The sequence below is a fragment of the Sandarakinorhabdus sp. genome (assembly GCF_041689835.1).
Taxonomy (GTDB): domain Bacteria; phylum Pseudomonadota; class Alphaproteobacteria; order Sphingomonadales; family Sphingomonadaceae; genus Sandarakinorhabdus.
The window spans coordinates 1-9043 of record NZ_JBDNFM010000048.1 but is presented as its reverse complement, the minus strand read 5'-3'; the positions used below and the strand labels follow the sequence as shown (position 1 = coordinate 9043).

The 9043-nt window shown below is 66.0% G+C and carries 12 protein-coding genes and 1 tRNA gene; 10 read left to right on the top strand and 3 right to left on the bottom strand.

All coding sequences use genetic code 11. From position 1 onward, the window contains the following. From ACESL8_RS02535 to flgB, 3 genes are all read right to left on the bottom strand, one after another. On the bottom strand, positions 1-256 hold a 256-nt coding region (locus ACESL8_RS02535), incomplete at its 3' end, for a flagellar hook assembly protein FlgD (RefSeq protein WP_372915629.1). Next, entirely contained in the window at positions 253-663 is a 411-nt protein-coding gene (flgC, locus tag ACESL8_RS02530; RefSeq protein ID WP_372915627.1) for a flagellar basal body rod protein FlgC, read from the bottom strand. The genes flgC and ACESL8_RS02535, both read right to left, overlap by 4 nt. Further along, a complete protein-coding gene (flgB, locus tag ACESL8_RS02525; protein ID WP_372915625.1) occupies positions 663-1037 on the bottom strand; it encodes a flagellar basal body rod protein FlgB in 375 nt (124 codons plus the stop codon). Before flgB ends, flgC begins: the two co-directional genes overlap by 1 nt. 277 nt (positions 1038-1314) lie before the next feature. Between flgB and ACESL8_RS02520 the strand changes: the two genes are divergently transcribed. The 10 genes from ACESL8_RS02520 to ACESL8_RS02475 form a co-directional block, all read left to right on the top strand. Then, positions 1315-1839 (top strand): hypothetical protein, encoded by a 525-nt coding sequence (locus ACESL8_RS02520; protein WP_372915623.1) that lies wholly within the window; start codon positions 1315-1317, stop codon positions 1837-1839. 68 nt (positions 1840-1907) lie between these two features. Further along, the gene (gene flgM / locus ACESL8_RS02515) at positions 1908-2219 is read left to right on the top strand and encodes a flagellar biosynthesis anti-sigma factor FlgM (RefSeq protein WP_372915621.1); all 312 of its coding nucleotides are present in this window, start codon (positions 1908-1910) and stop codon (positions 2217-2219) included. Further along, positions 2216-2554, top strand: a complete 339-nt coding sequence (locus ACESL8_RS02510; protein ID WP_372915619.1) for a hypothetical protein — start codon at positions 2216-2218, stop codon at positions 2552-2554. The genes flgM and ACESL8_RS02510 overlap by 4 nt, the downstream gene beginning before the upstream one ends. 89 nt (positions 2555-2643) lie before the next feature. Further along, entirely contained in the window at positions 2644-3345 is a 702-nt protein-coding gene (locus tag ACESL8_RS02505; RefSeq protein WP_372915616.1) for a transglycosylase SLT domain-containing protein, read from the top strand. An 84-nt stretch (positions 3346-3429) separates the two neighbouring features. Then, positions 3430-5535, top strand: coding sequence for a flagellar biosynthesis protein FlhA (gene flhA / locus ACESL8_RS02500; protein ID WP_372915614.1), 2106 nt, complete (start codon positions 3430-3432; stop codon positions 5533-5535). Next, positions 5535-6275: a FliA/WhiG family RNA polymerase sigma factor gene (locus ACESL8_RS02495; protein WP_372915612.1), complete on the top strand. Its 741-nt coding sequence runs from the start codon at positions 5535-5537 to the stop codon at positions 6273-6275. The genes flhA and ACESL8_RS02495 overlap by 1 nt, the downstream gene beginning before the upstream one ends. Before the next feature lie 47 nt (positions 6276-6322). Further along, on the top strand, positions 6323-7141 hold the full coding sequence (locus ACESL8_RS02490) for a CoA ester lyase (RefSeq protein WP_372915610.1): 819 nt from the start codon (positions 6323-6325) through the stop codon (positions 7139-7141). A gap of 271 nt (positions 7142-7412) precedes the next feature. Beyond that, positions 7413-7487 (top strand) — tRNA-Gln (locus ACESL8_RS02485). A gap of 192 nt (positions 7488-7679) precedes the next feature. After that, complete coding sequence (locus ACESL8_RS02480) at positions 7680-8753, top strand: CaiB/BaiF CoA transferase family protein (protein ID WP_372915608.1); 1074 nt, start codon at positions 7680-7682, stop codon at positions 8751-8753. After that, on the top strand, positions 8750-9043 hold a 294-nt coding region (locus ACESL8_RS02475), incomplete at its 3' end, for an enoyl-CoA hydratase/isomerase family protein (RefSeq protein ID WP_372915606.1). The genes ACESL8_RS02480 and ACESL8_RS02475, both read left to right, overlap by 4 nt.

Here is a 9043-nt window from a genome sequence, read left to right as displayed (position 1 = left end):
GCGCGATCAATTGGTCCAGCCGTTCGATCATGGCGGACAGTTTCGTGTTGGTTTCCGTACCGCCCGATACTTGCGCAAACGTCGCCATCTGCTGGACATATTGAAAATTATCGACCGGTTTGGTCGGGTCCTGATTTTGCAGTTGCGCGGTGAGCAGGCGCAAGAAATCGCCCTGATCTAGGGTGGATCTGGGGGGTTTTGCGGCCGGCGGCTGCGCGGCGGGAAGGGAGGCGGAAGAGCTGTTGATGCTGGTCATTTGCCGATCCTCAACGTTTCGAGCATCAGGCCGCGGGCCGTGCTCATCACTTCGACATTGTTTGCATAGGCGCGGGCGGTTTCGACCATTTCGACCATCTCCTGATTGGGATCGACAGCGGCGGCCCAGACGTGCCCGTTGGCGTCTGCCAGTGGGTGATCCGGGTCGAGCCGTTTTTCGGGAGTGCCGGTTCGGGCCATGCGCGCCACGTCCACGGTTGCCGCCAGGCCATCATAAGCGGTGCTGAACACCGGTTTCAGCGCGCGGTAGGCGCCTTGCTCGCTGCCGGCGATGGTGCCGGCGTTGGCGAGATTGGACGCGATGGCGTTCATCCGCACCAGTTGGGCGGCCATTGCGCGCCCGGAAATGTCGAAGGTGGAAAGGCGCGAAGGGAGAATGGGTTTCATCATTCCCCTCCCCTCAGCGCGCTCATGATCGTCTGAATGCGGCTGGTGAGAAATCCCAGCGAGGCGCGATATTTGACGGCGTTTTCGGCAAAGGCAGCCTGTTCGGTGGCCATTTCCACCGTGTTACCATCCATGTTGGGCATCAGCGCCGACCGGTATTGCAGGCCGCCCGCCACTTGATCGGCGAGTTGTGCACCAAAGCCGCCCGTTCGCGCTGCCTGCAGCCGAGCCAGCAGGCCATCGGCATCCAGATCACGAGCCTTGAAGCCGGGGGTGGAGGCGTTGGCGATATTGCCGGCAATCACATCGAGCCGCTGCGCCCTCAATTTGAGGGCTTCGGCAGAGAGGCCAAGGGCGGTGTCGAGCATCGTCATGCCCAGTCCCAAGCAACAAGTGTGCCAAGGCGGGGCGGAAGACGGAAAGGCGGTTCCACGCGGGGGTGGGGCAGCGCGTTCCTTCTGGCGGGCCGCCATGGGGCGACCCGGGGCGGCAAGGGCTTGCCGGGGGAGCGGCAAGGGCTTGCCGGCCCCGGGCCGGCGAAATGCGCGACCGCAGAGGGGGGTCGGCGGTTGGCGCGTTTCTTGCTGGTCCTGCTTGGCGCCGTTCGGGGGACTGATCGGCGCCGCAGCCAGCAAAAGGGATTACGGCGCCATGCGTGCAAGCTTTAAGTCGCCGGTTTTTCGCCATTTAGCCCTGGCCATCGCTGGCCTAGGTGCGTTGATCGCGGCGCGGCCGGCACCGGGTCAGAGCGCCGGTCAGCCGGCGCTGCATGATGTTTCCGTGCTGAAGGCGCAGGTGCAGGGCTTTGCCGGCGGCGCCAATGCCCGGGTTGATCCGCGCCTGGTGGTGCCGCGCTGCCTTTCCCCGGCGCTGAGCTGGGCCCGCGCCGATGTGGTGCGCGCCGACTGCGCCAGCCCGGCGTGGACCCTTTATGTACCGATCGATCAGCCTTATCCGGCGGCCGGGCAGCCCGCATCGTTCCAGCCCCGTGCCAGGCCCGCCATCCGCCGCGGTGAGCGCGTGCTGGTCGAAGCTGGTGGCGCCGGGTGGGCGGTGAGCATCGATGCCGAAGCCGAACGCGATGCCGAAGGGGGTCGTGTTGCCCTGAAAGGCCCCGCCGGCCGCCGCTTCACCGGTCGCATTGAGGCGGGCGGCAAGGTTGTGCTTTCGCGCTGATTAAAATTCCATGATGAAGAACCGTTTAGTGTGTTGGCCCCTTTGAAGCGGGCGGAAAGGACTATGTTATGATCGATGGCATTTCAGGCGGCGGCGGCCCCATGCGCAATGGCGCTGGGGGACCAATCGGCCAGCGCAGCGCGCCGGCGGAAGCCACTGCGCCGGACCCGGCACGCAGCCTGCGCCGCGCCGGCCCGGCCAATGAAGTTCTCACCACCCCCGCCGGGCGGTCTGCGCTGGTGGCTGATATGGCCCAGGCCCCGCCGGTCAACGCCGCGCGCGTTGCCGAATTGAAGGCGCAGATTGCCGCCGGCCAGTACCCGGTTGATCCGCTGCGCGTTGCTGATGCCATGCTGACGCTGGATCGCGGCCGGCCATGAGCGAGGCAGGCGATCAGGCCGGCGATTTGGCACAAACCCTGGTCGCCGCGATCCGCAGCGAACTGGCGGCGCTCGATGCCGAGGATGCCGATGCGATACTGGCCGCCAGCGACGCCAAGGCGCTGGCACTGGCCGATCTGTCGGCCGTGATTGCCGGCGGCGCCGCGCCGCCGCGCCAGATGCTTGAGGAAGCACGCGATCTCAATACCCAGGCCATCCTCAAAAGCCGCGCCAAGCTGATCAGCGTCGAAAAGCGCCTGGTCGCGCTGCGCCTCGGCCCGGCCATTCCGCGGCCCGAACCCGTCACCTACGGCCGCAACGGGCGCTGGGCCTGATCTGTGATGACGGGGGCAAACATCCATAATGGAGCAGACGGGCAGGGCGGCCCATCTGTGCTGGCACGCCCCTTGCTTTGGGTGTGGGCATGACCCCAATCCTCAACAGCGCCGTCGCCTTGAATCGTCTCGCCCGCCCGGCATCGGTTGTTGCCGCCATCAGCAGCGCGGCGCGGCGCACTGGCGTGGATTTTTCCTACTTGATGGCAAATGCGCGTGCCGAATCCGGGCTTGATCCCAATGCCCGCGCCCGCACCTCGTCGGCCAGCGGGCTGTTTCAGTTCACCGATGCCACCTGGCTCGCCACTGTTGCTCGCCACGGCGAAAAGCATGGGCTGGGCTGGGCAGCAGATGCGCTGAAGAGCGGTGCGCCCGGTGCGGTCAAACAGACCATCCTGTCCCTGCGCCACAACGCCGAAACCGCTGCCACCATGGCTGCCGAATTCACCCGCGACAACGCCGCCCGGCTGGAAGGCGCGCTCGGCCGCGCCGCTGGTTCAGCTGATCTGTATCTCGCCGCCTTCTTCGGAGCCGGCGGTGCCATCCGTTTCCTGAAAACCATGGCATCAGCCCCTGGCATGACGGCGGCAAGCTTGTTGCCAGCCGCAGCTGCGGCCAACCATTCCACCTTCTACCACAAGGACGGCAGCCGCGCAGCTTGTCCCAAGTGCATGATCTCGTCGCCAGCCGCATCAACCGGCACATGGGCGGCGGCCATGCGGCGCCGGCGATTACCGGCAACAGCTTGCCGCCGGCCATTGCCGCTATCGGCAACATGCTGCCGTTGCTGAATCTGGCACCGGATCCCGCGTTGATCGCTGCACGCGCCCGCATGGCGTATCTCGTGCTGGCGGCGATGCAATGAGGCGGGGTCGATGAGCGCACTGGCCCTCGCCCTTGATCCGCGCCAGTGGAGCGCCCGCACCACGCTGATGCCGGCTGCCGTGTTGTTGCTGGTCGCGTTGATGGTGGTGCCGCTGCCGGCAGTGCTGCTCGATCTGTTCTTCATCACCAACATCGCCGTCGCGCTGATCGTGCTGATGGTGGCCATCAACATCCGCCAGCCGCTGGATTTCTCGGCGTTCCCCACTGTGCTGCTGTACGCAACGCTGCTGCGCCTCGCGCTCAACGTCGCGTCCACCCGCGTTGTGCTGGTGCATGGCCACGAAGGCACGGCGGCAGCCGGGCACGTGATTGAATCGTTCGGAACCTTCCTGGTGGGCGGCGATTACGTTGTTGGGCTGTTCGTTTTTTCGGTGCTGATGATCATCAATCTGGTGGTGATCACCAAGGGCGCCGGGCGTGTTTCCGAAGTCGCGGCGCGTTTCACGCTCGATGCGCTGCCCGGCAAGCAGATGGCCATCGATGCCGACTTGAATGCTGGCCAGATCACCGCCGATGAAGCCCGCGCCCGCCGGCTGGAAGTGACCACCGAAGCCGATTTCCACGGCGCCATGGATGGTTTGTCCAAATTCGTGAAGGGTGATGCGGTTGCTGGCTTGCTGATCCTGGCGATCAACATCATCGGCGGCCTCATCCTCGGCACCGTGTCCCACGATCTCTCACTCGCTGATGCGGCGCGCACCTATCTGCTGCTGGCGGTGGGCGATGGCCTGGTGGCGCAGGTACCGGCGCTGCTGCTGTCGATTGCTGCCGCCATGGTCGTCACGCGGGTGGGCAAGGATACTGATCTGGCGGGCCAGGTTGGCCTGCAATTGGGGCAAACAGCGCCGTGGCTGCCGGTTGGCATCATCCTCGCGTTGCTTGGCCTGCTCCCTGGGATGCCGCTGCTGATCATCGCGCCGGCGGCGGGTTTTGCGTTCTGGCTCGCCCTCAAGAAGCGCCCGGCCAGCGAAACCCCCGCCGAAGCTGCCGCTGCTGCCGAGGCCGCTGCCTCCGGTGACGACGCCCGCATCGAGTGGGCCGACGTGGCCGACAGCGCGGCGGCCAGCATCGATATCGGCTTTGGCCTGGTGCCGTTGGTGGAAGATGCGCGCGGCGCGCCGATGATGGCGCGCATCACTGCCGTGCGCCGGCAATTGTCGAAAAACCTGGGGTTTGTGCTGCCGCAGGTGCGGGTGCGCGACGATCTGGCGCTGCCGCCGTTCCGCTATCGCATCACCCTGGCCGGCGTTGTCGTGGGCGAGGATGATGCCTATCCCGATGATGTGCTGGCGATCGAGGCCGGCCCCATCTCCACGCCCATTCCCGGCCGCGAAGCCGCAGATCCCGCCTTTGGCATCCCGGCACGCTGGATCGATCCGGCAGAAGCCGATCTGGCTGAAGCCGCCGGTTATACCGTGGTTGATCCGGCCGCCGTGGTTGGCACACACCTCAACCAGTTACTGATAGCTCACGCCCACCGCCTGCTCGGCCAGGACGACGTGCAGGCGCTGCTCGACACGCTGGCCGAAACCGCCCCGGCGCTGGCCGGCGCGCTCACACCAAAATTGCTCAGCGTCGCCGTGGTGACGCAAGTGTTGCAGCGCCTGCTGGAGGAGGGGATTGCCATCCGCGATCTGCGCTCCATCGCCAGCGCGCTGGTCGCTGCCGCGCCCAAATCGCAGGAACCGGCGGAACTTGCCGAACTGATCCGCCCGCAGCTGGGTGCTGCGCTGGTGCAGGAACTTGCCGGCGTGAAGGCGGCGCTGGCGGCCGTGGCGCTCGATCCAGGCCTTGAAATGCTGCTGGTGCAGGCGGTGCGCGCCAATCCGGGCGCCGCGCACCCGTTCGATCCGGCACTTGTTACCCGTGTGGCCGAAGCCGTGGCCTCAGCGACGCGTGCACCGATGGCCGAAGGGCGGCGCTTTGCCATCGTTACCGTGCCGCAGGTGCGCCGGCCCTTGTGGCAATTGCTGCGCGCCCGGCTGCCGGGTGTCCCGGTGCTGGCCTTTGCCGATATTCCCGATGACCGCGACGTGGAGGTGCTCGCCGTCATCGGCGCTGCGCAATCGCCACGCGCCCCTGATGGAGACGCCTGATGGACGCCCGCCTTGGCCTTGATCCCGCCCTTTATGCCCCGGCCCGGCTGGCGCAGGTCGATCCCGAACGGCTGATCTCCAGCCACTTGCAACTGGTGCGCCGCATCGCCTGGCATGTGCACGCCCGTGTGTCGTCGGCAATCGATGTGGAAGATCTGGTGCAGATCGGCATGGTCGCCCTGATCGAGGCGGCGCGCAGTTTTGAAGATCGCGGCCATGCGGCCTTCGCCACCTATGCCAGCGTGCGGGTGCGCGGGTCGATGATTGATCAGCTTAGAAAAGGTGCCACGCTCGTCCGCTCGGCGATGCGCCGCAAGCGCGAATGGGGGCAGGTGCGCAGCCGGCTGGAAGGCCAGTTGGGCCGCACCGCCACCGACGAGGAAATGGCCACCGCGCTCGAGCTGCCGGTGGCGGAGTATCGCACCGCCAATGCGCAAACCCATGCCGCCCAATCGGAAAGCCTCGATGATGTGTATTCCGATCACAGTGAGTGGTTTGCCAGCAACGATCCCGATGCGCATGATTGCCTCGAACAAAATCGCCGCCGCACCGCCATTGCGGCTGCCGTTTCCACCCTGCCGGAACGCGAAGCCCAGGTGCTGCAACTTTATTTCGTCGAAGAGCTCAATCTGGAGGAAATTGGCCAGGTGCTGGGCGTTGGTGCGGCACGGATATGCCAGATCAAGAAGGCCGCGCTGATCAAATTGCGCGGGCAACTCACCGGATGGGCTGACGAATAGACATGTTGCGTGCCGGCAGCCGCGCTGGCAGTTTGCGCGCCATGGACATGACACGCCTTCGCTCCCTGCTGTATTTGCCGGCAAACCGTGCCAGCGCCGTCGCCAAGGCGCGCACGTTGGCCAGCGACGCTGTCATCCTCGATCTGGAAGACGCGGTGCAGCCCGATGCCAAGGCGCAGGCCCGCGCTGCTGCGGTTGCGGCCGCTCTGGCAGGCGGCTGGGGCAGTCGCCTGTTGTTCTGCCGCGTGAATGCCATCGGAACTCCTTGGCACGCCGACGATATGGCGGCGGCTCACGTGGATGGCTTTGCCGGCGTCGTCGTGCCCAAGATCGATACCGCTGCGCAGGCCGCGCAGGTGGTCGCCCATGGCGGCGGCCGCCCGGTATTGGCGATGATCGAAACCCCGGCCGGGGTGCTGAATGCGCCGGCTATTGCCGCCACACCGGGCGTGGCCGCGCTGATTGCCGGCATGGCCGATCTGGCCAACTTGCTGAACTGCGGCAGCGATGCAGGCCGCACGCCCCTGTTGTACAGCCTGTCCGCCATCGTGATTGCCGCCCGCGCCGCCGGAATCGCCTGTTTTGACGGTGTGTGTACCGAATTTCGGAGCGAGGATGCCTTCAGGGTTGAGGCCGGGCAGGGCAAGCTGCTCGGCTTCGACGGCAAGACGCTGGTCCACCCCAGCCAGGTCGATCCCTGCAACGCCGTCTTCTCGCCTTCCCCCGAGGAAATCGCTTACGCGCGGGCGCTGATCGCGTCTTATGAGGCCGCTTTGTCAGAAGGCCGCGGCGTCGCCACGCTTGACGGCCAGATGGTGGAAATCCTCCACGTGGAACAGGCGCGGCGGCTGCTGGCCCGCGCTTAAGCCGGCTCCGCCTTCGTCCCGCATTCGTGGCAGAAGGGCGAGAAAGTGCCCTTGCGTGCACTGCAACTGTGGCAGCATTCATACAGGCCGATGCCGCAATGCGGTCGGAAGTCGGACGGCGTTGTTCAAGGCCGCGATGCTGGCGTGCCGCTGCCAACCTGCCAAACTGCAGCCTGTCAAATCGCAGCCAGAATGGCCATGCGGCAAAGAAGGGCTTGGCAAAGCCCGCGCGATTGCCTACCCGGCAGCCCGCAGCCAATTGGCCGGCTGTTGGGGCGTCGCCAAGCGGTAAGGCACCGGTTTTTGGTACCGGCATTCCCAGGTTCGAATCCTGGCGCCCCAGCCAGCCAGTAATCGGCATCATGACGTCAGCACCCGACCCTTGCGTGTCTCCGGCGTGCGGCATGGGCTTTGGCGGCCCGGGCGGATGCGCAGGCGGCGGCGACAACCCTGCGAATGTGGCAGCTGCCACGTGGCTTGTGAGGTGCCGGGGGCAGTGCCATGGTGGCGCCGCTGGGATTTGGCGCGGGAGCGGGTGATGGGCAAGCTTGCGGGCATCAAGGTTGTTGATCTGAGCCAGTTCCTGCCCGGCCCGATGCTCACCGTGATGATGGCCGATCAGGGCGCCGAGGTGATCAAGATCGAGCCGGCGGCTGGCGATCCGGCCCGCACGCAAGGCCCGTTCGAAAATGGCTACAGCATCTGGTTCGCCAATCTCAATCGCGGCAAGGCCAGCGTGGTGCTCGATCTCAAAAGCGCCGACGGCAAGGCAGCGCTGACCGATTTGATCCGCACTGCCGATGTGTTTGTCGAAGGCTTTCGCCCCGGCGTGATGGCCCGCTTGGGCTTTGGCTGGGACGCGGTGCGCAGCCTGAATCCGCGCATCGTCTATTGCTCCATTTCGGCTTTTGGCCAGCAGGGCGCGTTGGCCCAGCATCCGGCGCACGACATGGCGGTGCAGGCGCTGGCCGGGTTCCTGAGCGTGAATGACGGCGCCGATGGGTGCCCAGTGGTGCCTGGCGTCGCGGCAGCCGACGTGGCGGCGGGATTGACCGGGCTGGCCGCCGTGCTGATGGCGCTGATCGGGCGGGAGCGGACGGGGCAGGGCGATTATATCGATATCGCCATGTTCGACAGCCTGTTGCCGTGGGGCGCGCATATCGCCGGCAGCGCACTGGCGGGCGGCCCGGCCCCAAGCTCCAGCAGCCAGAGGTCCCTGGGCGGAGCGGCGTTTTACAATGTGTATGCGTGTGCCGATGGCCGCCACATCGTGCTGGGCGGGCGCGAAATCAAGTTCGCCCGCTCCCTCCTCAATGCGCTGAACCGGCCCGATTTGATCCCGTTTGCGGAGGCGGAAGCAGGCGCCGGCCAGGCACCATTGGTCGCCTTCCTGCGCGAGACTTTTTGCACTCGCAACCGTGATGAATGGGACAGGTTCATGGCCGATCTTGATGTCGCATATGCCCCCGTGCTGGATTTCGCCGAGGCGCTGGCCAGCCCGCACGTTGCCGACCGCGGCTTGATCGAGGGGCACCATATTGCGCCGGCGATCCGGTTTGCGGGTGATACATGGACACCTGGCCCGGCGCCGGAATTGGGAGGGGACCGATGAGCCTGCGACTGGAACATGATGGCCCGATCGCGCGCCTGCTGATCGACCGCGCCGACAAGCGCAACGCCTTCACGCTGGCGATGTGGCAGGCGGTGCCGCGCTTGCTGGCACAGGCGGCGGCCTTGCCCGATCTGCGGCTGTTGTTGGTGCAATCGTCACATCCGGGCGGGGCGTTTTGTGCGGGGGCTGATATCGCCGAACTGCTTGCAAACAAGCATGATTCCGAGTGGCTGGCCGCCAATCAGGCCGCGATCAACAAGGCACAGCCTGATCTTGCACGGTTCCCGCTG

What these genes read in the sequence shown, in the direction of transcription:
- ACESL8_RS02495 (WP_372915612.1), top strand. Translation starts at nt 5,535, where the DNA reads ATGGACGCCCGCCTTGGCCTTGATCCCGCCCTTTATGCCCCGGCCCGG.
- ACESL8_RS02505 (WP_372915616.1), top strand. Translation starts at nt 2,644, where the DNA reads ATGACCCCAATCCTCAACAGCGCCGTCGCCTTGAATCGTCTCGCCCGC.
- flhA (WP_372915614.1), top strand. Translation starts at nt 3,430, where the DNA reads ATGAGCGCACTGGCCCTCGCCCTTGATCCGCGCCAGTGGAGCGCCCGC.
- ACESL8_RS02520 (WP_372915623.1), top strand. Translation starts at nt 1,315, where the DNA reads ATGCGTGCAAGCTTTAAGTCGCCGGTTTTTCGCCATTTAGCCCTGGCC.
- ACESL8_RS02490 (WP_372915610.1), top strand. Translation starts at nt 6,323, where the DNA reads ATGACACGCCTTCGCTCCCTGCTGTATTTGCCGGCAAACCGTGCCAGC.
- flgM (WP_372915621.1), top strand. Translation starts at nt 1,908, where the DNA reads ATGATCGATGGCATTTCAGGCGGCGGCGGCCCCATGCGCAATGGCGCT.
- ACESL8_RS02510 (WP_372915619.1), top strand. Translation starts at nt 2,216, where the DNA reads ATGAGCGAGGCAGGCGATCAGGCCGGCGATTTGGCACAAACCCTGGTC.
- ACESL8_RS02480 (WP_372915608.1), top strand. Translation starts at nt 7,680, where the DNA reads ATGGGCAAGCTTGCGGGCATCAAGGTTGTTGATCTGAGCCAGTTCCTG.
- flgB (WP_372915625.1), bottom strand. Translation starts at nt 1,037, where the DNA reads ATGACGATGCTCGACACCGCCCTTGGCCTCTCTGCCGAAGCCCTCAAA.
- flgC (WP_372915627.1), bottom strand. Translation starts at nt 663, where the DNA reads ATGAAACCCATTCTCCCTTCGCGCCTTTCCACCTTCGACATTTCCGGG.